The following is a 26,092-nucleotide window of genomic DNA, read 5'->3' on the forward strand; positions in this document are numbered from 1 at the left end:
TAACTTTCACATCACCACATCCTGAAATCCCACTTCAATGACATTTCCTTTCATAAGCCGAACACCTACCCCATTTTCTACATCCCATGTACAATTAAACGTTAGTCCGATTTCGTAGAATTCAAAAAGCTCAGGGTATTTCACAATAATTCCGTCTAAAGTTATTCTCTCAAGAAGTTGATCAGTTGTTTCGATGAGGGGGTAACTTTCATTAAATCCAACATCATAACCAAGCTCTTGCCTTCTTTCTATGTAAAAGTCCAAAATCGGCTGCAACACGCGGTGTTGTATATTCTCCCAGTCATGCATAAGCGAGTTATAGACCTCATATTGCTCTTCCCCAAACTTTCCATCCTCATCACCATCAACTATAAGTGCTATTTCGGTTTGTTTCCCCAAAAAATCAATAGTCATGTCCTTAGACCAAATGTAATTAAATTCGAGTTCGCCAAAAATCGGGTCATTTATGATCATTTCAAAACCTCCTTTTCTGTATTTCTATATTATATACCACCAATACGGGCTCCACTAAAATAACAGCCTTTCCGCCCCCTTACGGGAAGCGGAAAGGCTGTGACAATTTCTCCATCACATTTATTGGACGTGATGAGGTGGCTGTCTATAACGTTCGTGTCTTTGTGTCTTTGTGTCTTTGTGTCATTGTGTCATTGCATGCTGCCTTCCACAATTATCCCTTTCGTTCAGAAGGCAGCGGGAAGGCTGTGTACAGGAATCCAAAGAGGCGAAAAAAGCTTGCACCATTCCTCCCGTCAAGTCTGCTTCACTTCTCCTAAACCTCCTTCTCCTAAACCTTCTAAAGATCTCGAACAAATCTTCTTCTCCCAAATATATCTGCTTCTCCTGAAGTTATCTTCTTCTCTGCTCCATGATCAAACGGGATAATCGTGCAAAGCGTCCGGGCAGCGGGTGTTGATCTGCCGACCAACCCGCCGGCCTTCCCTGTCCTTAAGCTTTCAACGCCCTTTCGACACTTCTTGCCACGATTAGCTGCCGGCTTGACTGTCAAGCACTGATTATTAGTTTGAGTCATTGATAGATTAGAGATGGGCTGTCGATGATATGATTTTGCAAAGTTTTGGCCACGGCGTTTTCGCTTTGAACCGCGTAACAATACTGACAGTTAAACTTGCACGTATTGTACGCGCCCACGTCTACCGCTGCGGTGCAAAGACAAGTATCCCGCTGATTTTTATCTTTAGCATAGGCCAGATCCCGCCCGATGATGCTTGAGAGGAGCCGGGCATCAATACAACTGCCGTGACGAATTCCGCAGTGCTCCAAATCGGCGGCTTCCGAGCAAGTTTCTACGGAAATACCATGAGCGGCGCCAATACGGCTTATGTTCGCGGCAAATTCGTCCAGTTGTTCTCTGTAATCGGGCAAAGTAATATCGGTGCATAATACCGCATGGTTTTGCTGCAGTTTATTGAATCTCGCCACGGTTTTCCCGTAATAATCCATAAAACTTATCACCAATCGATGGGTGTACCCTTCCAGTTGGCCAGCTAAACGTTCCAAGCGTTCAAGATGGTACTCCACCGGGGTGATATTGCTGATGATGATCGGATCGTATCGCCAGATGACCCGGTTTGCCCCAAGCCGCTCGCTTAACTCGCGGAAATAGTCCACGCGGTTCGCAGCGGGAGGCAAATTAGGCTCAAAAATTTCCGGGTAATCATTTAGTGTGTATTGAAAATAGTACATGTAGCCTTTATCGTCCAATAGAGGCAAATGCCTCATGAACGGTTTGGGATTTTTAGTCCAAAACACCATGCCGTCCACATCTTCGGGCAATAGGCTAAAGGCCGTTACCTGCTTGTAATTAAACGGATTGACCCGGTGAAAATACCCTTCGGTAATTCTGCGCATAAACCAATCTCCGAAAAAGGCCGGGATATCCGTTCTTCTGCTGGCGCTAATAATCAACTTCGCTCACCTGCGGTTCACTATAAATTTTAAGCTGTAAATTTTGGAACAGCGGAAAAAGACGATGGTTAGCCGTTCCAATAGCCAATCGTCAAGCACTGACTTCTAGAAGGTTGAACACTTTAATTTTACCAAATAATGCAGACATAACAAGAAAAAGGCTTGCCTACTTCACTATCAAGTAGAAACAAGCCCTTTTGTAAAAGGATATTTTGCGTCTTGTGTATCTCCGCTTAAGAAAGCAGCGGGATTCTGTCCCGGTAGCGCTCGATCAGCCGCCGGTTGTGGTCGTCGGCGCCGTCGATATTGCCGCTTAAATAAACGGGCGGCTCGTAGCTACGCTCGATCATAAAGCGAATCGCCTCGGCGAAAATTCCGTTGAGGATCGCCGCTCCGATCACCGTCGAGGTCGGCGTGAACGGCGTCGCCAAGTCCGGGTGGGTCAGCACGGCGTCGCCTCTCACCGAATAATTGTCGATGACGAGGTCGACGGAATTGAACAAATGCTTGCCGCTCACGTGCCGGGACGGCTGGCTTTGCGAATATTCCAGCGAGGTGATGCCGATTGTGAACGCGCCCTTTTGCTTGGCAATTTGCGCCGCGTCGACCGGAACCGGATTGCGGCCGGAGGTCGACAGGACGAACATGACCTCGCCCGGCCGGATATCCTGCCCGTTCATGAACTCCTCGGCCAGCCCGTTTTGGCGCTCCAGCTCGGAGGAGCGGACCGCTCCCTCATGCAGCATCAGCTTTTCCACGAAAATTGGGCGAATCGGCACCAATCCGCCGGCCCGGTAGAACACTTCCTCGGTCAAAATATGCGAGTGCCCGCAGCCAAACAGATGGATAATCCCGCCGTCCATAATCGTTTCCGCGGTCTTACGGGCCGCCTGGCCGATTTGCTCTGCTTCCCGCTCCTCGACTTGCTGCAAAATACGGCGGATATGGTCAAAATAAGTATGCAGCATCGGCAATCACTGCTCCTTCCCGCTTAATAATCGCTGCTTGGCCCCCTCAATCATGGCCGTCATCGTGTTTAAGGTCGCTTCAATGATTGCTTCGCCTTTCTCCTTGGTGGCGATCGCCGCGTTGCCGAGCACGGCCGTCGCGGTGAATTCCTCCCAAGGCGTTGGCGTGCAGTCGGCCTCGATCCCGATGTTCGGAATGTCGTTCAGCGCTTTGTCCATGTTCACATACTCCCCGGCCAAATAGAGCATATACGAGGTTTCCAGCTCGCAGGCGTGAAAGTAGGAGGCATGCGAAGCCGGGGTTTCCCGCACCCGCTCGATCGCCTGCTTTGACCCGGGATAAAAGAAGTAATACACTTTCAGCTCCGGGTAATCTTTGTAGAGCAGGCGGGCCGCTTCCTTCAGCGCCACCGCGTTGCCGAGGTGCCCGTTCAGCATCACGTAAATGCGCAGGCCCTGGCGGTAAAGGCTTTCCCCGATGTCATACAGCATCCGGATCAGCGCTTCGTTGGAGACGTTGATGCTGCCGGGGAAATTTTGCAGGCTCCAAACCTGGCCGTAAGGAAGCGTAGGGAGCACGAAGCTCTCCGTACGCTCCGCCAGCCGGCGGGCCAGCCGTTCGGCCAGCAGATTGTCCGTGCCCAGGGGCAGATGGGGGCCGTGCGCCTCCACCGCTCCGATCGGCAGGATGGCGCAGGACATGCGCTTGATTTTTTCCGCGATGTCAAAGGCGTTTTCGTCTTGAAAAATCATCCTGTTGCGCCTCCCTACTTCTTAAAGGCAAAACATCTTGCCGGATTCGTCACGAAAAATTTATGGATCAGCTTCTGCCCGTCAAAGCCGGCCCGGTCGGCCTCGTCCACAAACCGCGGCACCCACTTGGCGATAATATATTCCAGCCCCGGTCCGTAGTCGTAATGCTTGTAGTAGGTTTTGCGGGCCGTGTCTCCGCTGACTAGAATCTGATCCTCATAACCTTTTTTGACGAGTTCGAGAATCAGCTGAATCCGCGTGCTTTCGGGAGCGTATTTGATTTTGGCGATGCCGTCAAAGGACAGAAAAGCGCCGGTTTTGGCAATTTGCTCATGGTAGTACGGATCCGGATTGCGGTCCATATGGCCCAGGCTAAGATAACTTAAGTTCACATTTTCGCTGCGCAAAAGCTCGATTTGCTCCAACCCCATCGTCCCGACCTCGGTATGCGAATGGATCGGCGCCTTGGTCTCATGATGGGCACGGGCGACGGCGCGCAGCGTTTTTTCCTCCAGCGGCGTAATCCGGTTGTAACCTGTGCCGAATTTAACCTGGCCGGCTTTGAACGGCGTACCCTCCAGCCCTTCCTCCACCTCGCGGATGACAAAATCGGTAAGCTCGTTAATGCTTTTGGCTTCGATCCATTTATAGTAGGTCTCATAGCCCCCGATCATCGGCTTCAGCTCGTCTTTGACCTTTGCGTCCCAGAGAAAACTTTTGTTGAAGCCGGCGGTGCCGATGATGCGCACCCCGGTTTCCTTCATAATATTGTGGACCGCCGGCACATCCCGGCCGTAATCGACCGCCGTCGCGTCGACGATGGTTTGACCGCCGTGTTTTTTAAAATCAAGCACATCGAGTTTGGATTTTTCCGGATCGTCCAGTAAAAGGTCGTCCTCGCCGCGCTCCGACCAGTGGGCCGGACGGCACACGATATGCTCGTGGGAATAGGTGAACCCCATCTGTTCCGGGGCGATGTCCGCGTCAAGCGTTCGTACGAAAGTCATGGTGATGTTCCTCCTAAATGTAATCTTTAGAACAGCAGCCCGGCCAACAGCCGAATGATCGGACCGAGAATGAACATGTCGGAATCGGCCGCCCACATCGCCGTATCCGGTACGGTCGAAGAGATCAGGAACCGGACCATAATGAACTGGCCCCAGGCGACGATGGTGGCGGTAATAAAGCCGGCCAGCAGCGCGCCGCGTACCCCGCCGGTCGAGTTGCCGAATACGCCCGCGGTGGCGCCGTGAAAGAATAAGACGATCATCGTTGGTACGAAAATATAGGCCACCGTATTGCCAAGCACAATGAGCCAAATCAATGCGCCGGCAAACGCCCCGATAAAGCCGAGAATGACCGCGTTGGGCGCATACGGATAGGTGACGGGAGAATCGAGCGCCGGTTTGGCGCCGGGGACGATTTTGGTCGCGATCCCGTTAAAGGCCGGAACCAGCTCCCCGATAAACATCCGCACGCCCAGCAGCACGATCGCAATCCCGCCGGCAAACGTAAGCGACTGAATGATGGAGTACATAATGAAGTTTTGTTCTCCCGCTCTGGCGATCAATTCCTGCGCTCCCGGCGTCCCTTTCATGGAGATGATGATCGCGCCGATGAAGAACAGAACCCCCATGCTAAGCGCCGTAATGACGTTGGAATCGCGCAGAAATTCAAGCCCTTTCGGCACTTTGATTTTCTCCGAATCGTTCTCTTTGTTGCCGAGCCATTTGCCGAACAAGGCGCCCAGCAAAGCGACCGAAGCCGAGGTGTGGCCGAGGGCGATATTGTCGTTGCCGGTGATTTTGCGCATAAAGGGCTGCGTCAGCGCCGGCTGGAATGTCCAGTAGAGACCCAGGATAATTGCCAGGAAAAGCACGAGCTTCCATTGAGGGACTGCTCCTCCCGCTGTATGGACGACGATCCCCGCAAAAATGGTGGCGGTCCAGAACATCATGTGCCCGGTCAGGTAAATGTACTTGAATCTGGTGAACCGGGCCAGCAGCACGTTAATCAGAAAACCGAGCAGCATGGCCATGGTGACGGAGCTGCCGAACTTGGCGTTAAACGCCTCCTGGCCGAGAAATTGCCCGAGACTGACCGATTGCAGACCGAAAACTTCCTTCCACATCGGTTCAAACACGTTCAGCGCGCCTACGATAACGCCGGAACCGGCAGAAATGATCAGAAAGCCGATGACCGCTTTAAACGTGCCGCTGATCACCTGGCTGGTCGTTTTCTTCTGCAGCAGCAGACCGACCAGCACGATGAAGCCGAGAAGAATCGCCGGCGTTCCGAAAATATTGGTGGCTATCCAGAAAATAACGTTCATTTAGCCTTCCCCCTAAAAGTTTTGTGAGCGTTACTTCCTTACAAGCTTCGAACAAAACTCGCTTCGGAAGCATAGGCTCATTTTTACATGGCTTCTTTCAAATTTTGTTCAATTTCCTTCAAGTCAAAGTAATTGTTGACGATCACGATTTTGGCCGCGTGTCCTTGCAGGCTTTGCGCCAGCTCATTGCTGGTCACAATGTAATCGGCCGACATGCCGGAAGCGGTGGAGACGTCCGTATGCTCCACATCCGCCTGGACGCCCATCTCTTTTAAAACGGACTCCACGTTCATCCGCAAAATCAAACTCGTTCCTTGTCCTAATCCGCAAACACATAAAATTTTCATAGCGTTTCCTCCCGTAATATAGTTTTTCCCGCTGCCGGACTGCCGGTCATTGGATGATGGATTCAATCTCCTCGGCGGTCTGGGCTTCCTTAAGCGCCTCTACGTTAGCCGGCTCATTCAGCAGGGTGGTCAGTCTGCGCAGCAAGGCAATGTGGTCCGAGCTGGAAGAAGAGCCAAGCGCGAACACGAGCTTCACCGGATCGTTCTCGGGATGCCCGAACGCAACCGGATGCCGCAGCCGGACGAAGGAAACCGAAGCTTCCCGGACGCCGTTTTCCGCCTTGGCATGCGGCAAAGCGATATGCGGCGCGATGACGATATACGGTCCGCTGTTCTTGTATGCCGACACCATGGCCTCTACGTAGCTGCCTTCTGCGGCGCCGCTGTCAACCAACAGCTGTCCGGCCGCGCGGATCGCCTGCTCCGCATCCTCTGCCTCGATATCAAGCGATATGAGGCTCTTTTCCATAAAATGCATGTTCAAAAACTCCTCCTTAGGTTATCCATCAAGTCGCGGAATATTGTAAAATCATGCGGGTGATTTCCGCTTTTTTATCAGTATTCCCTAATACCTGCCTGTTTTGTTCATCAACGAGCAGGTTTACCAGCTGCGAAAGCGCCTTCAGATGGGATTCCCCATCCGTCCCGACAACGACGACCAGCAGGTTTACGAGATGCCTGGCCTGGCTGCTGAACGCCACCCCTTTGCGGATGGTCAGCAACGCCATGGAAGCTCTGGCGGCTCCGTCCTCCGGCCTGGCATGGGCGATGGCCACACCGGGCGCGGCGACGATATAAGGGCCGTATTGATTCACCTTATCGATCATGGCCTGCACGTACCTGTCGGAGATGGAGCCGTCCTGGAGCAAAGGCTTCGCCGCCACCCGGATCGCCAGCCGCCAGTGGGAAACTTCTTCCCGGATCGTGATCCGCGAAGGAGTCAACAGCTCGCCCAGCGCCGGCTTGAATTCCTTCGGCGCCGGCGGTCCTTTGGCCGCCGTCAAATAACGTTGTATATCCTCAAGCAATGCTTCCTTATCGGTAATTTTTGCGTGTTTGCCAACCAGTTCGACGATCGCTTGCGCGGAAAGCCCCGGCTGCTGCCCGGCTCTGTTCTCCAGGTAAGGGGCAACTTGCCCCAGCAAATGCGCTTTTTCCGCATCGCTCATAATCGCGTTCAAGATAAACACCGGAACAGTGCTCCCGGGAAGCGGCACGGTGGAGAACAGAAAATCAACCTTGCCTTTGAACTTCTCGTATTCGCGAAGCGAAAGAACGGCGGCCAGATCGATGGAAGGAAATAGCTGCTCCAGCTGGTTTTTCAGCATCCGTGAGGCCGAAACCCCGTTGACGCAAACGACCGCCGCCCTTTTCCGCGGAATCGGCTCCACCTGCTCCCGCCGCAGCCAACCGCCGAAGTGCATCGACAAGTAAGCTATTTCGTGTTGATTGAGCGGTATTTCGAACACCTTCTCCAGCGGCTGAATCGATCTTTTGGTTAATTCGTACACTTCCCGGTACTCTTTCATCATCGTACCCGTCAGCGGATTCTCGATACTGAGGCCGTATTTGGTCCGGTAGAAAACCGCTTTGACATGAAGAAACAATTGTTTCTGGAGCGCTTCCCGGTCCTGGAAGTATACGCAGCCGTTTTTTTCGAAAAGGCCGATCATCTCCTCCGTCGCCTGGCGCAGCCGCTTGGCCTCCAGCGTATCGGACTCCACCTCCACCCGGTTCACCTTGGCGGCGAGCAGGTACACGGTAATGTAGCAAATTTCATCTTTGGGAATGTCGATGCGGAAAAGCTCCCCAAGCTTTTCGGCAATTTGCGCAGCAGCTTTGTATTGAAGCGTTTCCTGCAAAGCCGCTTTTTCTTCTTTGTCCATCTTGACCGCATTGCCTTGCGTGAGCCGGGTGGCGGAAAGCCAGAGCCGGATCGTCAGGTGCAGGATCGTCTCATCCGTCAGCTCCATGCCGATCAGTTGTTCGCCGGAAACGATCGTGTCGTATACGGAAGCCATCTGCTCTTCCCGGAAAGCCGGGAAATGCCTTTTGAACAGGTCCGCGTGGATCAAACCGTCGATGGTAGCAGAGAAGTTATTCCAATCGCCAAACGGAAGCAGCTCAAACAGAAAATGAGACAGCGCGGCTCTCAGGTCTTTTTCATTACCTTGGATAAAATAGCCCTGCTTACGGTCGAATTGGAGGGTTAGTCCGTATCCGGCAAGCTCGTCCTTTAGCCGCTTCAGTTCGGCATGGGCGGTGCCCCGGCTGACCTTCAGCAATTCTTCCATATCGTACAGAAACATCGGTCCGCTCCGGTAAATCAGCTGCAAACAAAGCAATGCTTTGCGTTCGCTGCGGGACAAATAGTATTGCTGCGGCTGCACGGTTTGCGCTTTGGCCGGAAGCTGCGTCCGCGATGCGTCGGGGAGCAGAAACCCCGTCCCGCGAACGTATTCGACGGGGGCCAAGCCGCTTTCGCGCAGCCAGTCATTGATTTTATCCATATCGTAATAAACGGTGCGCTTGGAGACATGGAATTTATCCATCAATTCTTGAACCGGCACATAAGCTTTGGTCTTCTGAAGCAAGGCAAGCATCGAAGAACTGCGCTCGTCAAGTATGCTTCACCACCCGCTTTCTTTAGAGGTAGCTATCGAAAGTCTCTCTCTTTGCAGATCATTATACGCAAGGCGTTTTGGATAAAACAGCGCAATTATTGTCCCCTGGCTGTTTGCAAAATTATACGGTGAGCGGGCTGCTAACATAAGATGAAACTAAGGAAAAGCGGGAGTTAGGCAAATGGGTAGGATATTGAGCCTAGAATATCGGCCGCGTGATGCGGATATCAGCCCACTGCACCACACAAATATTCTAACGGTTGCCACAACCGCTATTTGTTCCAAAAACGTTGATTTCAAATTGTAACGGTTGCCATGGCGCTTATTTCACTTAAACTAGGCTGTTTTTGCTTAGATTCAGGCAAATAACGGCGCTTACAACCGTTAGAATTTAGAAAAGGTCTTTTTTCGCAAAATAGCCGCTACTACAACCGTTAGATTTCCGGCACAGGGAATCGTTTGTGGTGGTAAGCCCAGAGAATCAAATCCTATCAAAACTTGATCTCTACTTTCCGATATTGATGAAGTATCTCTCTAATCCGATACTAAAATGTTGAAAAGGTGGAGTTTTATGTATTGCAAGCTAATAACACTAATTGCTTTGTGTGTCTTCTTCATCGCAGGCTGCGGCTCTTCTCTCGCCGTGGTCGGCAACAACACCGGCCCCTCCGGCTTGGCCGCTGCAGAAGAAGCTGCCGAACCTGTGAAAGCGGAAGAGACGGAATCGGGAACGGAAGAAGGGTATGTAACCATTCCCGGAACATCCTTGCGTTTTGTCCCGCAAGCCGATTTTCAACAAGCCAGCGGTTTTGCCGGTTATGAGAGCCTTACGCATCAAACCAGCCTTATGGCTATGGAAATCCCGGTACCTGATGCAAACGAGGCTATCGACTATTTTTACGACTTTTACACCGCGGACCTGCTGGAAAGCAGAGGATTGGAGTTCATTTCCAAAGAGAAATTAAATACCGCCCCCAAACCTCAAGCGCTTCTCCTCAAATGCCGTCTCGTTAAAGAGGGCGTTACGTACATACAGTGGGTTTATATCCTGGAAGGCGAGGGGCAAAAAGTAGGACAAATTCAGGCCGCCGCCCCGGAGGAACAATTTAATCTCATTGAAAGTGAAATAATGAACATGTTGACCTCGTTCCAATGGGCGAGCAACTCTTCCGAGGCGGATACCTACTATTCGCTGGATTTGCCGACGGGCTGGAAGCTGGCGAAACAAGTTGGCGTCATGGAACTTTACAACAAGGGGGGCGTGTTCCCCCTTCCCGCGGGCGAACCGTCACTGGGGGTCACAAACCTTCGGCAAACCGTTCTGGCCGAGGAGCGGCAGAAATTCCTGGACAGAATGAACTCGCAACGAAATTATTATTCGGAATTAGAGGTCATAGATTCAAAAGATGTTGAGATTGACGGTTACCCCGCCAACTTCTCCTATGTTTCCGGGATCGAGACAGAAACAGAGAAATCTGTGATCAAACAATACTGCTACATCTTTTTGGACCAAACCGTTATTTTTATCGAAGCCGATCGGTCTGATGAACTTAACGAAGCCGAATTTGAGAGAATCGCTTTATCCTGGAAATTAAAATAAGAAAGGAGCACAAAACTTGGCCTTGCTCTAACCTTTGGTAGCGGAAGATTTCTCGTTAAATGCTTCAATCCTGCGGCAGATCGTAATATAATGGTATGCGATCTTTTATTGTTGACCCAAAGGAGAAATCTTCACGTGCAAATGAAATCAGAACTGTTCGTTTCAAATATAAATTTGGCTTCCTTCTCGACTTATCATATCGGCGGTGACGCCCGCTGTTTGGCCGCTCCAAAGACGGCCGAAGAGGTGCTGACCGCTTTAGAGCAAGCTTCGGCCAGCGGTTTGTTGCCGTTTTTGTTCGGTATGGGTTCCAATCTGCTCTTCCCGGACCACCCAAGCAAAGAAATGTTGTTTATTTCCTTGCAGGAGCAGGTGGATTTCTATACGAAAGGAGAACGGCTGTATGTCTCCGCCGGTACGCCGATGTCACTGCTGGCGCTGCTCGGACTATATGCGGGGATTCCGGATTTCGAGTTTACTTTTTTGCTGCCCGGCACGCTGGGAGGCGGAATCTACATGAATGCCAAGTATTTTGACCGCCAGATTTGCGATGTCCTGGATACGGTGTACTACATCGACCTGACGGCGATCGGCCGGGGAATACAGGCGATTGCGGGGAAAAACTGCGAGTTTGCCTACAAAAAATCGATTTTTCAGCGTCATCCCTGGGTGATTGTCGGAGCTGATTTAATAACGTCCCGCCCGGTCGCTCCTGATGCCATCGCCGCCTGCCGCAAGCAACTGGCCGCACAACCGCTGAGCATTTCAAGCCTGGCGGATTTCTCGGCTTATTTTATCCGGCAATTTGAAACGAAATCAAACCCTTCCGCCACGGCTTCAGCCGCGTTAAAAGGAATCATCGCGGATCGGACGGGAAAACATCACTTTTCTTTTCCATCCTGTGGTTCGGTCTTCAAAAACAACTACACCATCGGGCAGCCGATCGGCAAACTCGTGGAAAGTCTGGGCCTCAAAGGAACGGAGCGCGGCAAAGCGATCATTTCCCCTACCCACGGCAACGTCATTCAAAACCGTGGAGGCGCAAAGGCACAGGATGTAGTGGACCTTATAAAACTGGTGCAGGAGGAAATTTATAAACACTACGATTTTGTTCCCGAGCCGGAAGTGGTGATTGTATAATCCCGTCGCTATCGCCCGCCTCCGCCTAAAAGATTCTCTAGCTGTTCATAGGTATGGGAATCTTGCTATCCGCACATGTTTTCTCGCTCTAAATTCAATACATCACTGAAATGCGCCGTATCCAGTTTGTCCAGAAAATCATTGAACCCGTAGCGGTGTAAAAAAGGTAAAAGTACAAAGTTGGATAACTGCGTTTGATCACCTATAGGTTTTGGAGGCTCTCCGTTGGGAATTGTATCTCCTAACCCGAACCATGTCTTATTCTCGTGTGGAAATCTCCCCAGTTTCCTCAGCCAGGCAAGCGGCCAATAATTTTGGGGCTCTTCCAATGCTGCCGGGGATACATCCCAAGTTGACGGTAAGTACATAAGCAGCTCGGTATATCTCCACTCTTCCTCCCCGTCAGCCGTATTTGCTGGTAACGCGTTCATCCCTGAAGTAATTAACGTGTGGTAACTCCTTGCGTTATTTGCAGGCACCAAAAAAATATCGATATGTACAATTCCGAAGTCATTTCATGGTTCACAAGCTTGGGAGCACCGATATGTTTCACAATATGGTTATGGATGCTCTCCATTTCAGCTAAACTCAATTGTGTAGGGTTCATCATTTTTACCACATTTCCTCGTATTCCTCTATTTTTGTGGACCAGTAGCCTTCGACGTTGTTCACTGCTTCCGGATTAATACACATATAGCGTGCCTTTCGGCCATCTTCCATTCCATCCACATGGACAATGTCCATATTTAAGAACCTCCAGCATTTCACTGAAAAATTTCGGACAGCCTTTGTAATCCTTAAATACTTCTTCTATGCCCGCATTAAGCATTAGCCAGCCTAAAGTATCGCCGAACTCTTCTTTGATATTCTGCTCTTCGATGACTTCATACATTTCTGAAACAGCCGATTTATACTGATCTGAATCTCTTACCGCAGCAACGACATAGTTGAAGTCCCTCACACTATAACCTAACTTCCAGACAAATTCGGCCAGGTTCTCCCGACCGCTGGAGATTACATCCTCCCATTCTTCTTTTTCATCGAACACTTCGGCTTCTTGCCAATTCTCAACAAGTTGAATCGCACACTCAATTTAATATTCGATCTCTTACCACAGTTCACAAACCAGGGGATATTCACAAAACGATTTAAATTTTCTTCGTGCACGACAATTTCTTTCATTTGGTCCTCTTCTCCTTAAAAGACTCACACATATTGTAAAGGTAAATTTTCCGATCAGACCACGCCATTCTCATACTCTTCGACGATTCTAGACCATGTGCTCTCTTTATCCAGCATTGCGCAAGGATCCATTTTTTCAAATTCTCTTCGAAGCATATTTCCAAATCGTTCACATTGTTTGTCATCATCAATGTTATCTACTTTTCCAAGCTCGGCATAAAATAATTGATGGAACAACAAAAACCACTTTATGTTTGAATTTATGAAACCCCCGTTACTAAGGCCGCTTTCCGGTATGGCATATACTTCTTGCGTTCTTTTTTGGATGGAGATGAAAGCCCCGCGACTTTGACCTATTCTAATGAATTCCTCCTTGTTAAAGACAACTTGTGCGAAATCAGCGCAATCAAAAAATTGAATGCCACGCTTATCAAAAATGGAGTGATTCTTAGGTAAGCCATGGGCTAACAGTAAGGCTTTTGTCTCTTCTATAAAGCCAAATCTGTCGAGATCTTCTTTTCTGTACTTGAAAAACTCACAGTCCCAAAAATCCTTTGAAAGTACATTCATAGTTCAAAATACTGAATATATCTTTCCCGGATAGGCGTCCATTCATCGTCCACGATTTCAACTTCCAGCAATTTGGATTTATGCTCCAGTTTGGCGATGAACAGGGCGCAGAAGTCGCCGCCGGTTGGATAATAGAATAAGCCGTAGCCTTTGGGCGAAATAAGCTTGTTCACTTCTTTGATCTTTTCCGGCACATATTCGTACTCAAACTCCCCCAGTTTCTCGAATTCCTCCTCAGAAGCCAATTCAAGGTTATGAGCGAATTCATAATCCAAAATATAGTTCACAATCTCTTGGTTCTCTTCACCTCGATGATCGAGATAGAGGAATCGCTTTGTAGCAAATCCGTAATCTACTAAATCCGAGTACTTATCCAGTATCCCGGGATTATTTAATAATTCATGATCTTCTTCGAAAATAAGTGGAATGATCGCTTCTTCTGACATTTTGAAGTCCTCCTGGTGGGTTATATAGGATGATTACTATTATTATCGAAACAACTCCCCATGTTCGTTAGGGATATACTCAGGATAGTTCTTTCGGTAGAAATGATCGATCAGACGCAGCATCGGGTCCCACTCCGGGTACGGTTCAGGGTTGCTGATCTCCATTTTGGCTTCCGGGTTATTCATTAAAAAATCTTCAAAGTGCTCGGGAATCGGCAAGCCCTGCATTCTCCGCACATGAATCAGGAACAAAATTTCATAGGGATAAAATCCGTATCGATAATCGCCAAACTCATGAAAATTCCCTATTTCAGAAGCCTGCACCGAATGGAATAATGACATGCTGCCGATCAATTGGGTGATCTCTGTTAGATCAGACGTCGGCCATCGATCCAATACGTGCCGATACACCTCGAGGTCATCCGGTATCGAACCCTGCGGCAGCCCGGCCTCCTTCAACTTTTGCTTAATAACGGTATGTACGTGTTGATCGGTTCCCGCGATGGTCTTTTTTCTATATTGCAAATACAACTCCATCAGAAACCACACGTGTTTGTTCGGATCATCGGCGTCCAGAATGTTCCCGCCCAGGCGGTCTACTATAAAATCAAAGAGTATATTTTCTTCTTTCTCCCACCCAAACATTGTAAAATGAATTAACGCGACGATAACTTCCCTAAACGTATACTCCAGCATCATCTTAGGATACCGGACTTTATAAAGATCCTGGGCCATGCATTGATAGAAAACGATCATTTGCATATGCTTTAAACCTTCCGGCCGCTTCCCGCCGGTAATCAATACGTCGTTTTTCCATTGGGACAGATACAAGGAGGCGATGGAGTCTAAACGGATCAGCAAAATATGATCCTTCTCTGTATGATTCGATTCAACTATTTCAATAACTTTATTTTTCTTCTGTTCATACCGCTTTTGAACATCTTCAAACTTAATCCCATTCACAAAATTTTTACTGTATCTTTTGTACGCTATATTGAGTTTTTTCGGGTTGAGCATTCGACTAGTCCCCTTCTTCCCATTTCCGCTTCGACCTTGTTTATATCCATGTCCTCAACCGCGGAATAAAGTTGGAAACTTGCTAAGGATTGCGGGTTTATCATCATAACCTCCGATTCAAACATGACTTTTTGCTGACAACTATGGCCATTGCCTCGCTTCTAATCGCTTTTCTTCCCGATCCGAAATGCTCACGAAAAAAGCTGTGATTAAACATTTTCCCCGGAGAATTTGTATATGTATGCCCTGCTTTTAAGGTGTGAGCCAGCTCGATACTCCTGCTTTTCATAAAGTCAAAGGGAACCGTTTCTTCAAGGTTAAATGTTAATGTGATTTTAGGCCTGCTCTCCGTAACGATCATGATCGATGCGTAGCAATCCTCGAGGAAGGATAACCTCCCCCCACATTTACATACAACATCACCTTCATTAATGGTATATGGCCAGCTATGATACCGTCTGCGCCCTGTGTGGAAGTCACCTTCAACAAACTTGAAGTCTGCGCCCTTGACGCCTTCGATTCGTACGTATATTTTTCCATAAACAAAAAGTGAATCCTCCTCAGTGCCAATCCCCAAACTCTGCAGTTGATCCTTAAAGTCATAAATATTGATCACGGTGTTCATCAGTTCGAATTCATAGATCCCTCTTAGATCGCTCGGAAAGTTCAGGAAAATCACCGGTGAAAATTCTCCATCATCCGCTACAATCCCGTCGAATTCTTCATTACTTATATCAAGCGTAATTATCATGGAGGCATAACCTTTCTATTTCAATTTATCACCAAAGGTCAAAATGGCTAGGTTTATAAACCCATTGGCCGTGCCGATCAATGTAACCCCACTCACCATCATAAGTGACCAAACCGAGTCCACTTTTCAATTCGTGTGCTGTATTAAACACATTTTTCAAAACATATCGCCCTTTTTTATCGATATAACCGTACCTATCTTTATTTTCAACTGGAGCCATTCCGTCGACAAAGGCCCACACGGTTTGAAATTTCGGTCTGATCACTTTTTCTCCCAAGCTGTTCAAGTACCCCCACTTCCCTCCTGTCTTCAAGCGAAACCCCGCCAGTCCTTCACTAAAATCTTTAACTTGGTAGTATTTGGGCGGGATTACGAATTCCCCGAGCTTATTGATGAACCCGTATTTGTCCCCATCGATCGAGGCGCCGGCCAACCCTTCGGAAAACGGGGAAACCGACGAAAACTGCGGAGAAATCACCATATTTCCAGTTTTATCAATATATCCCTCTTTTCCTTCTACAGATACAAAAGCTAATCCGTCCGAAAAGGCATCAATAAAATCATAATAACCAGGCTCAATAATTGCATTACTTTGCAAATCATATAGTCCCGCTTTTCCATTAATTAAAGCTGAAAATGTCCCGTTGGGATTAACGCCAACGATACGGTCAAAGATCGGTTCCACTACATACTGCCCGGTTTTGTTTATACAACCGTATCTACCATTTGTACCTACAATGGCAAGTCCATTCTCAAAATTCCCTTCATAACCATGATCTCCCGTTAGTTCTATCACCATTTCATTTTTCGAATTGATATAACCCTTTTTATTATGAAAACTCCAAACGTAAGCAAATCCCTCACTGAAATCACTTGCCATCTTATATATAGGAGGAATCACGAATTCTCCTGTATTGTTAATGAAGCCGTATTTTCCATCTACAAGGATTCTAAATAATGGTTGCTCCTCCATCCGGTCTCCTCCGTGTACATATTTCCTTTTTACAAAATCCCCCACAGCTTCATCCCATGCCCGCTTATCAAATGATCCCAAGCCTCTATGGCGGTGTCGCCTATACTCCTACCTTCAATCCTTTATCATCTTTTCAATCACAAACCCATCGCTATGCGACTTCACTAGATACAGCTCGTCAAATCCCTCACTATATGATGGGGGCTGCAATTTTTTTAATGTGCTTTTGATCCCTATCTCTGCGACCTTTTCTTTCCCTTGCCTCTGTTCGTTTCGCTCATACGATAAATCATAATTGGGTTCAAAATAATAACCGACGATTTTAAATTTATGTTTTTTGGCTAATTCGATATATTTTTTTCGGTCCTCCAAGGTAGGATTCGTATTATCCACCACAAAGGGCAGGCTGGTTCGAAGGGAGGCTTCCAGAAAAACATTTTCCCGATGCCTGGATTTTAACATGTCCAAGTTTATCCTCATATGGGTTTTAAAGAATTTCTCTTTGTAAAATGTTGATTTCCCGGAAGCCTGAATTCCGATGAAAATAACACATTCCATAATTATTCATCCTTCGACAAATACACGTATTGGTTTATGTACTCTCTATCCTGACTAAAAATCGGCGTATTGAGGTCAACATCCCATTTGCTGCGTATCGCTTCCCCTTTTTTATAGAACTGCTTTGTAATGCATGCCCCACGTTTCTGCCAAACGGGCAAGTCGTTCCAATTGATGCCTTTCTCCAGAAACAGCTTATCCTGAAGTTTTCCCCCGTCCAACCCCTGCAGCTCCTCGTGAGGAAAGTTGGCCTGGGCCACCATCGAAATACTGTTTTTAGTCGCGTCTTGCTGTCTCCAGAGGAAATAGTTAGTGACTTCATCATGAGGAAGCACCCAGGCCCGGCTATCAAAAGTCGCCAGCGGTTTATCCGGGTAGGCTTCTTTAATGACCTCATTGAACTTTGCAGTAGCCATTGAGGCCGAAACCGAAACCATCTTTTGCAGATTATTTTCAAACCAGGATTGGGTTGTTAGCTTGTCATAATTGGTCAAAAGAATCGATATCTCGTCACTTTGATGATAAATCAACTTGCAGCCCATCATATTCTGCGCCAAGTACTTGCAGGTCTCCCAAAACGCTTGGATTAACGCTTCATCGAACGGTTTTTTCATATCCCGCGTAAAGGAGTGAAAATGGGAGCCATCGATTCGAAGGATCACCGGGAGCCGCTGAGGAAGCGTTTGTCTGAAAATGTTCTCATACCCCTTCATTCGGTTGCCAAAGTCGTCTTTTTTCATTATTTGTTCTTTTGTCTCCTTTTTAATCATGCATCCAAGGCCCATTATAGATAATTATGGAAACATCCTCAAACTGTTGACCGTTCAAGAACTTTCGCTGGGTAGTTCCATTATTAAAAATCCCAACCTCTCAGTTATATAAATGAGAGATTGGGATTTAATGATTCAACAATTTCGTCCCTATCTAATTTAGCAAAACGGATTTAGCTTAAATTTTCCGCCTTGCACCTGTACCGCTTGTGCGGCTGCTTCATTCCCTTGTTCGCATGCTTTTTCTAAAGACTGACCATGAAGCAATGAGGCAATAAATGCGCCTGTATGGGCATCTCCAGCTCCTATTGTGTCAACCACAGGCACCTTTTTCCCATCAAGAGTAATCATGTGTTCACCATTGTAACAAAATGAGCCCTTGGGTCCTAACGTAACAACAACCTCACTCTGGGTGGATTGATGTAATCTTCGAACAGCTTGTTCAAGATCCGGTTCGCCGGTGAGCTCCAGAATTTCACTTAGATTGCTGTGCACAATAGGCCTTAATGCAAAAAGTTTTTCCAAGTGCTCCTTTTTAATGGCAGAAATGCGCGGAGACGGATCAAAGATGATTTTGCCGCCGGATGAGTTCTTAGATAATCGATTAAGAATTACATCGGCTTTTTGTCCCTCAAGGGAATAACCCGTCAAATAAATATAACGATAATCCTCAAAATGGATCTGACTGAACCATTCGTCTTTCCAATATTCCTCGATTCCATTAAAGGTAATAAAGGTACGTTCCCCGCTTTCTTCTACAAGCGATAAGCTCCAACCATTGTCCTTGCTGGAATCTTCAATGAACAGTTTATGCCCTTCTTCGTTAAACGCCTTTTTTATAATATCAGCGTGAATTCCTCTGCCGATTGGAACCATTAGATCATATTCGACATCCAGTTGCTTTAAAACATTGGCCACATTATACGCGCATCCCCCCACGATACGGTCAATCATTTCGCCCGGAATATCCTGTCCCGTTTCAGGGACGTGCTGAACTTTCGCGATCACATCGATGAAAACGCCTCCAATAAGCAGTACCCTATTACGATTAATCTTTCTCATATATAACCTCACTCGTCTGTTTAATTTTCGCTCGTATGGAGATGTAATAGTAACCTCCACTGATTAATAGAGTAATGGGGATGTAATAACTGGATTCAATAAAATTCTTCAGGATCAAAGCCGAACTGACACCTAAAATCCAGCCGACTACACCACCAGCATTAAACGGATTGAACGAAGAATCCTCCAACAATGATTTGCTGTATCCGGCGCGTCTTCTTAAGAAAGTATAGTCAATTAAATATATAGCTATCCATGCGGCTAAACCAATACCTAAATAACTTAAAAAGGTTTGGAAATTTCCCATAAAGTTGTTGGAAACAACAAGTACATAAAGTGGGATAATTGTGATTAGGACAGCATGAATAGAAATGGCAGTGGAGTCTTTAACCTTTAAATTAAACGAAGCAAGAATGAGTCTTGATGATTTCAGTCCAATAAAGCACATAGGAGTTATTCCTCCAAGCGCGGCAATTAAATAGATAATGGTCATCCACCCCGGTAAAACGCTTCCAATTAGTTCTATAGGATTTTCAGCACTCGCTAGTCCATCTACCTTGGACGCTAATAGAACACCCGTTCCAATAATTAGAAATAGGGGAATGAACGCTCCTGCGGTCACATTCAAGATGATTGATCTTGAAGAATTCTTTCTGCTTTGATAGCGACTGTAATCAGATGCCGCCTTCGTCCAAGTAAGTCCTGTTCCTATAATGACAAACATCAAGGCCGGCAAGAAGCTGGAAATCCATGATCCGGACTTCAAGCCAAAAAGATGGTGCCAATCCGTATTCGGTATGAGGAAAGCCAGTACGATAATGGTCAGGCCGCCAAAAATATAAGTAAAGAAAGCTTGGGCTTTAACCAGTGTTTCCTGGCTAAACGATACGGACGCCAATACCAAACCCGCAAAGATTAACCAGGCTATAAATTTTAAAGGTGTGCTTGTATTTAACCCGAATTCATTAAAGATCGACAGGAGCACCAAAGTGCCGGTCGTGACATTCACCGATAACCAGCCCACTTGGCCAAACCATCCTACTAAAGCCGGTATGAAATTACCTTTAAAGCCGAATGCTGCTCTGGACATGACGAAGGTTGGCGCCCCACTGTCACGTCCGGACAAACTCGCATACCCGACCAACACAAAAGACAACGGCCCGAGAAGGGCAACTAAAATCGACTGAAAAAAGCTTAATTGGAAGTTTACAATTATTGCACCGTATACAATTCCTAATATTCCGATGTTCGCTGCAAACCACATAAAAAATAAATCCCGCGGTTTACCCGTTTTTTCACCATCTTGAAGAATAATTGTCTGCTCTTTCTCCATGAATTACACCCCTTTAAATTGTGACTTATGGGATTCTAACAAATGAGCATATTTTTTCAAGTCTACATTATTTTCACGATCAATGGTTTCAATCCAATCTTTACGGATCGCATCGTAACCATATTTTGCTCCGCAAATAGCAGTCGCCATCGCGCCGATCGTATCGGTATCTCCGCCAAGGTTTGCACAGATTAAAGCACATCGATTCGGGTCTTTCGCATAATAGGCAATCGCCAGTGCAGCCGGAACTGATTCACTTGTCATTGTACCGCAACCAATGACATTATAAATTTTCTGTGTGAAAGTTTCTTCGTCATCCTGGTATCTATCAGCAAATTCAATGCCAAGCTTCAAGCGCTCCGGAATGGAGGCCGCAAAGGTTTCCGCCCCATTCATTGAAGCCAGTTCGTAGATATTGAGAGCTCCCTTAATAATTTGCTCCCAGTTTTTGTCTTCTATTGAAGCGCTTACAGCATAGGCAATCATGGCCGCACCGCCGATGGATACATCAGTTGAGTGAGTTACTTTACTCACTTCATATACGTATTGCGCTAACTCTTTAGATTGAGCTGTCGAGAATAAGGCACCAATGGGAGCAATCCTCATTGCCGCCCCGTTTGTAAGCGCCTTGCTCGTAAATGTTTCTACATCTTTTCCTTCTTTAATTGCCAGGAGAGCCATTTTTGAACTTGGACCTAATATATTATTTTCAAAAGCATCGATTCGGATTGCCCAATTCAGGAGTTTTTCAGCAATTAAAGTGTCTGAAGGAATAAAATCATTTTCAATTAAAGCATCTAAAATAAGCAGTGCCTGTGTCGTATCGTCTGTAAATTGTCCTTTAGTAAAATTACAAGCAACGTCATTTTCTTTTGGACCATCTAAAAATTCAGTAATATTACCAAAATGAGATTTCACTTTTTTACGGCTCCACAGCTCAGAAGGCATCCCAAGCGCGTCTCCTATTGCCATACCATATAACATACCTAGTACCTTCATAAAATACCCCCCTCTTTTAACTTGTTCGGTTATTCGTACAAGTTAAAGCGATAATATAATACGCCTGACGATCTGTCAAGCGTATTATATATACTGATTTAATTTAAACTGAAAATGCGGTCCATAAATAATGTGTATTTTTTCAATCTCCATGCCGTCCTTGCTATATACAGTTCCTCTGGCCTCAAGCAAAGGAATTGGACTGTCCAGCTCCAATCTCTCGCACATTTCATCATTGCACATAATGGGGTTGATATCCAAAACTACATGATGTGGAAATATTTGATATTCCTTACGTAAGGTTTGATATAGAGAAGTACTATTAAAATCAAACTGATCAATACCTTTAAATAGTTCAAGAGGAAGCATGGATTGATCGATGGTCAACCATCTTGTTTTGTCATTTAACTTTGTTCCACGTACACGTTCCAGTTTAAAATAGGTAATATTGTTTTCTATAACAATTTCTTTTTTCAGCACTCTAGTAACAGGTTGTTGGTTCTTCTTTAAGGACAGATCGGTAAACCCTTGAAAGTTCCAAAGATTCTGTTTGGTTTGACGCAGCCTTACAAAAGCACCTTTCCCCTGTTCTTTTTCCACAAGTCCTTCTTTCACCAATTCTTCAACGGCTCTTCTTATGGTACTGCGTGTAATACCGAAGTCTCTCATTAACTGATTTTCCGAAGGCAACACTTCACCCTCTTTTAAACTGCCATTTAAGATTTTTTCACGTAATTTATTTTTTAACTGAACATATAACGGGATATCATTATACTTGTTTAACATTTCATTTTCCCCTAAGCATTAATAGTGTTACATAAATATTTCTTAACCATTATAACATATTCCAAACTATTGACTCTCAGAAAATTACAACGCTTTACGGTTCTTTTTAATTATTTTAACCTGTCAACAATGACCAAGGAAGCCGGAGTTTGGGAAAGAGGGACACGAACTCCTAGTTTAGAAGTTGCTTACGCTCTAATGACTCTACTCGCCGTTAAAAGAAAAACACCACACTACGAGCATCTGGCTCGAATTGTGGTGTTCAAAGACTCATGTTATGCGAAGTTAACCCTACGTAAATATCGTTGCGACAATCAAAATAAATCCTATCACGAGGCCGATAGGGCCCCAGTAATGCATAGGGATAAAAAACAGACTATGCCGGAATCCCATTTGGTAGCGTTGCCCCGTTTCCATATCAACCAGCACTTTACCCGCATCGGCGTTAAGCGCTTTTCCTATATACCAGATAATCACTCCCGACACGATGAACACAAAAGCCAGCGGCAGCCGGGCATCTATTATGTCAAGCCCCAGAAGGGACACTAAACCATTGACAATAAAAAACAAAACCCCTGGGATAACGATATTTAATATTCCCAGCCCTTTCCAAATAATCATGCAAAAACTTCCTTTCTTAGAATCAACCCTTATTCAGGTCCAATGACAAACACATCATATTCCAAAATAGCCTCTTGCAGTTTCTTCTTGTAGTCCTTGGGCGTGCCGTCCTTGTTGTGTTCATCGAACGTCCGCGATTGCTCGGCCCGCTGCAGCAAATCGGTGGCGGAGGCTTTCACCAGCATGATTTTATGTTTCAGCATGTTTCCATATGAATTATAGGTGTCCAGCCCTTCCTGCTTTACCCGCTCCGGATCGTCAGCCAAGGCGATATACTGGGCTACTTCTTCTGTAAGCCGATCGTACAGAACCCGGTAGGATGCGGCATCGAGGCCGTCTAATGTCTCCGATGCCACGCCCTGCCTATTCAGTTCGTCTTCAATCGCTTCCGCTGCCATGATCGATTCAAGCGCATGGTACCGGATCATCTGATCGTTTGCCTTGAAATCGGCGAGATCCAGCTCTCGCTGCTTCATTAGCGACTGATGGAGATTAACCGTGAAGTCTTCCGCAAGCGGCTCCCATTCCTTCAGCAGAACCTGCAGCTGTTCATGCAGCGTTTTCCCCTTCGCAAAATTGTCATCGACGTAAAATTTGAACCTGTAATAGGTATCGATTTCGCCAAGCATCTTGACCAGATCTTCCAGCTTTGGAGCAAGCTTCTTCACAGCCTCATCGACATCGGGCAGAGCAGGCTGTTTAGCGGCCAATTCCGTATACTCCGCCAGTTTATAGGTCTCTTTAAGCTCCAGATTTACGCCCCACTCCAGATGAGTCTCTTTGTGCAGAGCGAATTTTTCCTTATGTCCGAACCGTTCTCCGTACCGCTCCAGAACATCGGCTATTTCGCCATGGATATAAATATCCAGGGCGCTATAGCCGGCGTATTTCCGTGCCGCCGCTTCCGTTCCGGGCTTTTCTTCCTGGGTGGAGGCAGCCGGCTTTGTTCCTTCCGGCCGGATGATCTTCACCAGCTCCAGCGGCGCCTGGCAGGACGAGAGCAGTACAACCAGAAGGCTTAAAGATACAACAACGCCCCACCTTACTCTCACGCTTCTCATCGAATTAATTCAAGCCCGCTAAACTGCTGGTGGTATTGTAGGCATCCACGAGGAATGAGACCTTGCGGTCAAACGTCGACAAAATCGCATTAGACCCGCCTGTCGTCACTTTGCCTTCCGTGTCACTGTTAATCTCTGGATCCTGTTCCTGCAAAATTCTGAGAATATCGGTTGCCGTTACTTTTACCCCTTCTATGCTTGTCGGGAATATTTCGAGATTTGACCATCCCTCTTTCTTCCGCCGATCGGCATCCTTGGAATACTCAAAATAATGCTCGATATCCTCGGTCAGCAATTGATACAATTCCTCATATTCCTTAACATCGAAATCCAAAACGTTTTCGTCCCCGACTCCCTTATTGTAAAAAGCTTCCTGAATCTCCTGTGCCCGCAATACTATGCTAATCGCGTAGTAGCGTATCAGCATATCTTCATCCTTCAGCTTCTCCGCATCTGCATACTTGCGCTCATTTGTGATCTTCGAAAATTCTTCGTTAAATTGCTGCCCCACCTCTATGTACTTCTCAAACAATGAAATAAAACGCGTATGTAATTCGCGGCCTTGTTTAAAATCATCATCGACATAGGTTTTCGCTGTGTAGTAGTTTTGAATGTCATTGTTCGTATTCATCAAATCTATGATAATCGGCATTAACTCTTTTACTTTCTCATCCGTTGCGCCATAAGACGGTTCGGCGGAGGCAAAATCCAATGTTTTGCCGGCGTGCTCGAGCACGGTCGGAATAAACGGCGTTGTGCTGAATCCGTCAAACCTGTCATCGATGTAAATTTCCTCCTCCGCTCCAAACTCATTCACATAACTACTGAAAACAGAGTCATACATCCCTCCGTTAATCTGATTGCTAAGGTCAATGTATTCGTTATACTTGAGCGAATCCTTCACCTCGTCTCCGCCGGCCGCCCCCGTAAGTTTCCCCGCTGCCGGCAGGCTGCATGCCGTTGTCGCTATCGCGATCAACATCATACACAAAAACAAATTTACAACTTTCTTCACTACGTTCTCTCCCTTTTTTGTCGTAATCTCGAGTCTCCCCGCACCTTTAACTATATCGGCTGGAAGCGGCGGATTTGAATAGGGGGTGGGAATATTATTCACGCGGACAAAAACAAAAAACATCTGTAAATCCCGTGCTGTACAGGATATGACAGATGTTTCTCCTAAGCCTTCGGTCCGCTTGGCCCGGTGGTTGGCGATCCTATCTCTATTTCGTATGGAGCTCCAGGACTACTTTCCGAACTTGGTTAGGGTTGGTTTCGATGAGCTCGATCGCTTCACGAAAATCCTCCAACGCAAAGCGATGCGTGACAAAAGAATTCACCTCGATCCTTCCGCTGTTAAACCATTCTATCACTTCAGGAAACTTGCCCGATTGCAAACGGGAGCCCGCTATGGTTACTTCTTTCTTGGTAATGGGCAACTGCGGTATTTGCGAAGGGGTTTCGCCAAAGCCGAGAACGACGACCCGTCCGGCCACAGAGGTCATTTCCACCGCCTGTTCGAAGGTTTTTTCCGTACAAACCGCATCAATTGTTACGTTCGGACCTAATCCGCCCGTCATGCGATGGATCTCGTCGGCCACATTATCCGTAAGCGGATTCAAGGTATAGTCGGCGCCAACTTCCTTAGCATATGCCAGCTTCTCATCGCTTAAGTCGGAAATCACGCACACCGCGCCTTTGAGTTTGGCGACCTGCAGCGCACACAATCCGATCGGACCCGCTCCCATAATAAAAACAAAATCTCCGGCCCGGACATCGCCACGCCAGTTCGCTTGGGCGCCGATCGTGAACGGTTCGACCAAAACCGCCTCCTCCCAAGCCAAACGATGGTCCACTTTATGCGCTAAATGCTCGGGAAGGACGATATATTCCTGGAAGGAGCCGTCCTTGTGAACTCCGTACACCTGCAGCTTGGCGCACACATTTTTGCGGCCGGCTTTACAGGCATAACATTGTCCGCAGGTTTCGATCGGCTCCATGACCACCTTATCTCCAGGCGACAGCCGGTGGACATCCGCGCCGATTTCTACGATTTCCCCAGCCATCTCATGTCCGATTACGCGCGGGTAGGTGGCAACTGGTGAAGTCCCGTGATAAATGTGCATGTCGGAGCCGCATATGCCCACCATGCGAACCTTAATCAGCACCTCGTTACTGTGAATAATCCGCGGCATTTCTTTTTCGATCAGTCTCATTTTTCCCGGTTCCACAACTTGTATCGCTTTCAATCC

28 protein-coding genes are annotated in these 26,092 nt (G+C 47.0%); 2 read left to right on the top strand and 26 right to left on the bottom strand.

Translation table 11 applies throughout. The features are described 5' to 3' along the window. Positions 1 to 6: 6 nt before the first annotated feature. From EHV15_RS01740 to EHV15_RS01780, 9 genes are all read right to left on the bottom strand, one after another. Positions 7 to 474 carry a DUF6985 domain-containing protein gene (locus tag EHV15_RS01740; RefSeq protein WP_128629761.1) on the bottom strand — a complete coding sequence of 156 codons (468 nt, stop codon included), beginning with the start codon at positions 472 to 474 and terminating at the stop codon, positions 7 to 9. Positions 475 to 1,047: 573 nt separating this feature from the next. Next, on the bottom strand, positions 1,048 to 1,947 hold the full coding sequence (locus EHV15_RS01745) for a DUF1848 domain-containing protein (protein WP_128629762.1): 900 nt from the start codon (positions 1,945 to 1,947) through the stop codon (positions 1,048 to 1,050). A gap of 233 nt (positions 1,948 to 2,180) precedes the next feature. Next, on the bottom strand, positions 2,181 to 2,915 hold the full coding sequence (locus EHV15_RS01750) for an SIS domain-containing protein (protein ID WP_128629763.1): 735 nt from the start codon (positions 2,913 to 2,915) through the stop codon (positions 2,181 to 2,183). Positions 2,916 to 2,921: 6 nt separating this feature from the next. Continuing rightward, on the bottom strand, positions 2,922 to 3,668 hold the full coding sequence (locus EHV15_RS01755) for a creatininase family protein (RefSeq protein WP_128629764.1): 747 nt from the start codon (positions 3,666 to 3,668) through the stop codon (positions 2,922 to 2,924). Positions 3,669 to 3,682: 14 nt separating this feature from the next. After that, complete coding sequence (locus tag EHV15_RS01760) at positions 3,683 to 4,675, bottom strand: phosphotriesterase family protein (protein WP_128629765.1); 993 nt, start codon at positions 4,673 to 4,675, stop codon at positions 3,683 to 3,685. Positions 4,676 to 4,701: 26 nt separating this feature from the next. After that, positions 4,702 to 6,000: a PTS ascorbate transporter subunit IIC gene (locus EHV15_RS01765; protein WP_128629766.1), complete on the bottom strand. Its 1,299-nt coding sequence runs from the start codon at positions 5,998 to 6,000 to the stop codon at positions 4,702 to 4,704. Positions 6,001 to 6,083: 83 nt separating this feature from the next. Beyond that, positions 6,084 to 6,347 carry a PTS sugar transporter subunit IIB gene (locus EHV15_RS01770; protein ID WP_128629767.1) on the bottom strand — a complete coding sequence of 88 codons (264 nt, stop codon included), beginning with the start codon at positions 6,345 to 6,347 and terminating at the stop codon, positions 6,084 to 6,086. Positions 6,348 to 6,393: 46 nt separating this feature from the next. Next, a complete protein-coding gene (locus EHV15_RS01775) occupies positions 6,394 to 6,825 on the bottom strand; it encodes a PTS sugar transporter subunit IIA (protein WP_128629768.1) in 432 nt (143 codons plus the stop codon). A 28-nt stretch (positions 6,826 to 6,853) separates the two neighbouring features. After that, entirely contained in the window at positions 6,854 to 8,950 is a 2,097-nt protein-coding gene (locus EHV15_RS01780; protein WP_128629769.1) for a BglG family transcription antiterminator, read from the bottom strand. Between the two features lie 592 nt (positions 8,951 to 9,542). On the opposite strand from EHV15_RS01780, the gene EHV15_RS01785 reads away from it, so the two are divergent. Beyond that, positions 9,543 to 10,571, top strand: a complete 1,029-nt coding sequence (locus EHV15_RS01785; protein ID WP_128629770.1) for a hypothetical protein — start codon at positions 9,543 to 9,545, stop codon at positions 10,569 to 10,571. 141 nt (positions 10,572 to 10,712) lie between these two features. Then, positions 10,713 to 11,711 (top strand): UDP-N-acetylmuramate dehydrogenase, encoded by a 999-nt coding sequence (locus EHV15_RS01790; protein WP_128635127.1) that lies wholly within the window; start codon positions 10,713 to 10,715, stop codon positions 11,709 to 11,711. A 65-nt stretch (positions 11,712 to 11,776) separates the two neighbouring features. Here EHV15_RS01790 and EHV15_RS38175 read toward each other — a convergent pair whose 3' ends face one another. The 17 genes from EHV15_RS38175 to EHV15_RS01875 all read right to left on the bottom strand — a co-directional run bounded on the left by EHV15_RS38175 (position 11,777) and on the right by EHV15_RS01875 (position 26,089). Next, entirely contained in the window at positions 11,777 to 12,214 is a 438-nt protein-coding gene (locus EHV15_RS38175) for a suppressor of fused domain protein (RefSeq protein ID WP_128635128.1), read from the bottom strand. Between the two features lie 179 nt (positions 12,215 to 12,393). After that, positions 12,394 to 12,759: a hypothetical protein gene (locus EHV15_RS01800; RefSeq protein ID WP_128629771.1), complete on the bottom strand. Its 366-nt coding sequence runs from the start codon at positions 12,757 to 12,759 to the stop codon at positions 12,394 to 12,396. 188 nt (positions 12,760 to 12,947) lie between these two features. Next, positions 12,948 to 13,463 (bottom strand): SUKH-4 family immunity protein, encoded by a 516-nt coding sequence (locus EHV15_RS01805; RefSeq protein WP_128629772.1) that lies wholly within the window; start codon positions 13,461 to 13,463, stop codon positions 12,948 to 12,950. Next, positions 13,460 to 13,909: a DUF6630 family protein gene (locus tag EHV15_RS01810; protein WP_128629773.1), complete on the bottom strand. Its 450-nt coding sequence runs from the start codon at positions 13,907 to 13,909 to the stop codon at positions 13,460 to 13,462. The genes EHV15_RS01805 and EHV15_RS01810 overlap by 4 nt, the downstream gene beginning before the upstream one ends. A 42-nt stretch (positions 13,910 to 13,951) precedes the next feature. Further along, positions 13,952 to 14,926 carry a hypothetical protein gene (locus EHV15_RS01815; protein WP_128629774.1) on the bottom strand — a complete coding sequence of 325 codons (975 nt, stop codon included), beginning with the start codon at positions 14,924 to 14,926 and terminating at the stop codon, positions 13,952 to 13,954. A 103-nt stretch (positions 14,927 to 15,029) separates the two neighbouring features. Then, the gene (locus tag EHV15_RS01820) at positions 15,030 to 15,677 is read right to left on the bottom strand and encodes a hypothetical protein (protein WP_128629775.1); all 648 of its coding nucleotides are present in this window, start codon (positions 15,675 to 15,677) and stop codon (positions 15,030 to 15,032) included. Between the two features lie 28 nt (positions 15,678 to 15,705). Then, a complete protein-coding gene (locus EHV15_RS01825) occupies positions 15,706 to 16,650 on the bottom strand; it encodes a WG repeat-containing protein (RefSeq protein WP_128629776.1) in 945 nt (314 codons plus the stop codon). A gap of 114 nt (positions 16,651 to 16,764) precedes the next feature. Next, a complete protein-coding gene (locus tag EHV15_RS01830; protein ID WP_128629777.1) occupies positions 16,765 to 17,208 on the bottom strand; it encodes an ATP-binding protein in 444 nt (147 codons plus the stop codon). Positions 17,209 to 17,210: 2 nt separating this feature from the next. Beyond that, entirely contained in the window at positions 17,211 to 17,948 is a 738-nt protein-coding gene (locus EHV15_RS01835) for a tRNA(His) guanylyltransferase Thg1 family protein (RefSeq protein WP_128629778.1), read from the bottom strand. A 189-nt stretch (positions 17,949 to 18,137) separates the two neighbouring features. Continuing rightward, positions 18,138 to 19,040 (bottom strand): PfkB family carbohydrate kinase, encoded by a 903-nt coding sequence (locus EHV15_RS01840; protein ID WP_128629779.1) that lies wholly within the window; start codon positions 19,038 to 19,040, stop codon positions 18,138 to 18,140. Continuing rightward, positions 19,027 to 20,373, bottom strand: a complete 1,347-nt coding sequence (locus EHV15_RS01845) for a purine-cytosine permease family protein (RefSeq protein WP_128629780.1) — start codon at positions 20,371 to 20,373, stop codon at positions 19,027 to 19,029. Before EHV15_RS01845 ends, EHV15_RS01840 begins: the two co-directional genes overlap by 14 nt. A 3-nt stretch (positions 20,374 to 20,376) precedes the next feature. Next, on the bottom strand, positions 20,377 to 21,372 hold the full coding sequence (locus EHV15_RS01850) for an ADP-ribosylglycohydrolase family protein (protein WP_036619921.1): 996 nt from the start codon (positions 21,370 to 21,372) through the stop codon (positions 20,377 to 20,379). A gap of 84 nt (positions 21,373 to 21,456) precedes the next feature. Beyond that, entirely contained in the window at positions 21,457 to 22,158 is a 702-nt protein-coding gene (locus EHV15_RS01855) for a GntR family transcriptional regulator (protein WP_128629781.1), read from the bottom strand. A gap of 291 nt (positions 22,159 to 22,449) precedes the next feature. Further along, the gene (locus EHV15_RS01860) at positions 22,450 to 22,779 is read right to left on the bottom strand and encodes a hypothetical protein (RefSeq protein WP_036619918.1); all 330 of its coding nucleotides are present in this window, start codon (positions 22,777 to 22,779) and stop codon (positions 22,450 to 22,452) included. Between the two features lie 29 nt (positions 22,780 to 22,808). Further along, on the bottom strand, positions 22,809 to 23,840 hold the full coding sequence (locus EHV15_RS01865; protein WP_128629782.1) for a DUF3829 domain-containing protein: 1,032 nt from the start codon (positions 23,838 to 23,840) through the stop codon (positions 22,809 to 22,811). Between the two features lie 4 nt (positions 23,841 to 23,844). Further along, positions 23,845 to 24,855: a YiiG family protein gene (locus tag EHV15_RS01870; protein WP_178075719.1), complete on the bottom strand. Its 1,011-nt coding sequence runs from the start codon at positions 24,853 to 24,855 to the stop codon at positions 23,845 to 23,847. A 208-nt stretch (positions 24,856 to 25,063) separates the two neighbouring features. After that, positions 25,064 to 26,089 (bottom strand): zinc-binding alcohol dehydrogenase family protein, encoded by a 1,026-nt coding sequence (locus tag EHV15_RS01875; RefSeq protein ID WP_128629784.1) that lies wholly within the window; start codon positions 26,087 to 26,089, stop codon positions 25,064 to 25,066. Positions 26,090 to 26,092 lie beyond the last annotated feature (3 nt).

Source organism: Paenibacillus oralis (assembly GCF_003863965.1).
In the GTDB taxonomy this organism is placed as follows: domain Bacteria; phylum Bacillota; class Bacilli; order Paenibacillales; family Paenibacillaceae; genus Fontibacillus; species Fontibacillus oralis.

Coding starts and splice junctions, on each gene's coding strand:
- EHV15_RS01750 (WP_128629763.1), bottom strand. CDS start 2,915: ATGCTGCATACTTATTTTGACCATATCCGCCGTATTTTGCAGCAAGTC.
- EHV15_RS01780 (WP_128629769.1), bottom strand. CDS start 8,950: ATGCTTGCCTTGCTTCAGAAGACCAAAGCTTATGTGCCGGTTCAAGAA.
- EHV15_RS01820 (WP_128629775.1), bottom strand. CDS start 15,677: ATGATAATTACGCTTGATATAAGTAATGAAGAATTCGACGGGATTGTA.
- EHV15_RS01860 (WP_036619918.1), bottom strand. CDS start 22,779: ATGATTATTTGGAAAGGGCTGGGAATATTAAATATCGTTATCCCAGGG.
- EHV15_RS01855 (WP_128629781.1), bottom strand. CDS start 22,158: ATGTTAAACAAGTATAATGATATCCCGTTATATGTTCAGTTAAAAAAT.
- EHV15_RS01810 (WP_128629773.1), bottom strand. CDS start 13,909: ATGTCAGAAGAAGCGATCATTCCACTTATTTTCGAAGAAGATCATGAA.
- EHV15_RS01815 (WP_128629774.1), bottom strand. CDS start 14,926: ATGCTCAACCCGAAAAAACTCAATATAGCGTACAAAAGATACAGTAAA.
- EHV15_RS01755 (WP_128629764.1), bottom strand. CDS start 3,668: ATGATTTTTCAAGACGAAAACGCCTTTGACATCGCGGAAAAAATCAAG.
- EHV15_RS01840 (WP_128629779.1), bottom strand. CDS start 19,040: ATGAGAAAGATTAATCGTAATAGGGTACTGCTTATTGGAGGCGTTTTC.
- EHV15_RS01770 (WP_128629767.1), bottom strand. CDS start 6,347: ATGAAAATTTTATGTGTTTGCGGATTAGGACAAGGAACGAGTTTGATT.
- EHV15_RS01785 (WP_128629770.1), top strand. CDS start 9,543: ATGTATTGCAAGCTAATAACACTAATTGCTTTGTGTGTCTTCTTCATC.
- EHV15_RS01805 (WP_128629772.1), bottom strand. CDS start 13,463: ATGAATGTACTTTCAAAGGATTTTTGGGACTGTGAGTTTTTCAAGTAC.
- EHV15_RS01740 (WP_128629761.1), bottom strand. CDS start 474: ATGATCATAAATGACCCGATTTTTGGCGAACTCGAATTTAATTACATT.
- EHV15_RS01765 (WP_128629766.1), bottom strand. CDS start 6,000: ATGAACGTTATTTTCTGGATAGCCACCAATATTTTCGGAACGCCGGCG.
- EHV15_RS01835 (WP_128629778.1), bottom strand. CDS start 17,948: ATGAAAAAAGACGACTTTGGCAACCGAATGAAGGGGTATGAGAACATT.
- EHV15_RS01775 (WP_128629768.1), bottom strand. CDS start 6,825: ATGCATTTTATGGAAAAGAGCCTCATATCGCTTGATATCGAGGCAGAG.
- EHV15_RS01825 (WP_128629776.1), bottom strand. CDS start 16,650: ATGGAGGAGCAACCATTATTTAGAATCCTTGTAGATGGAAAATACGGC.
- EHV15_RS01850 (WP_036619921.1), bottom strand. CDS start 21,372: ATGAAGGTACTAGGTATGTTATATGGTATGGCAATAGGAGACGCGCTT.
- EHV15_RS01760 (WP_128629765.1), bottom strand. CDS start 4,675: ATGACTTTCGTACGAACGCTTGACGCGGACATCGCCCCGGAACAGATG.
- EHV15_RS01845 (WP_128629780.1), bottom strand. CDS start 20,373: ATGGAGAAAGAGCAGACAATTATTCTTCAAGATGGTGAAAAAACGGGT.
- EHV15_RS01790 (WP_128635127.1), top strand. CDS start 10,713: ATGAAATCAGAACTGTTCGTTTCAAATATAAATTTGGCTTCCTTCTCG.
- EHV15_RS01865 (WP_128629782.1), bottom strand. CDS start 23,840: ATGAGAAGCGTGAGAGTAAGGTGGGGCGTTGTTGTATCTTTAAGCCTT.
- EHV15_RS01830 (WP_128629777.1), bottom strand. CDS start 17,208: ATGGAATGTGTTATTTTCATCGGAATTCAGGCTTCCGGGAAATCAACA.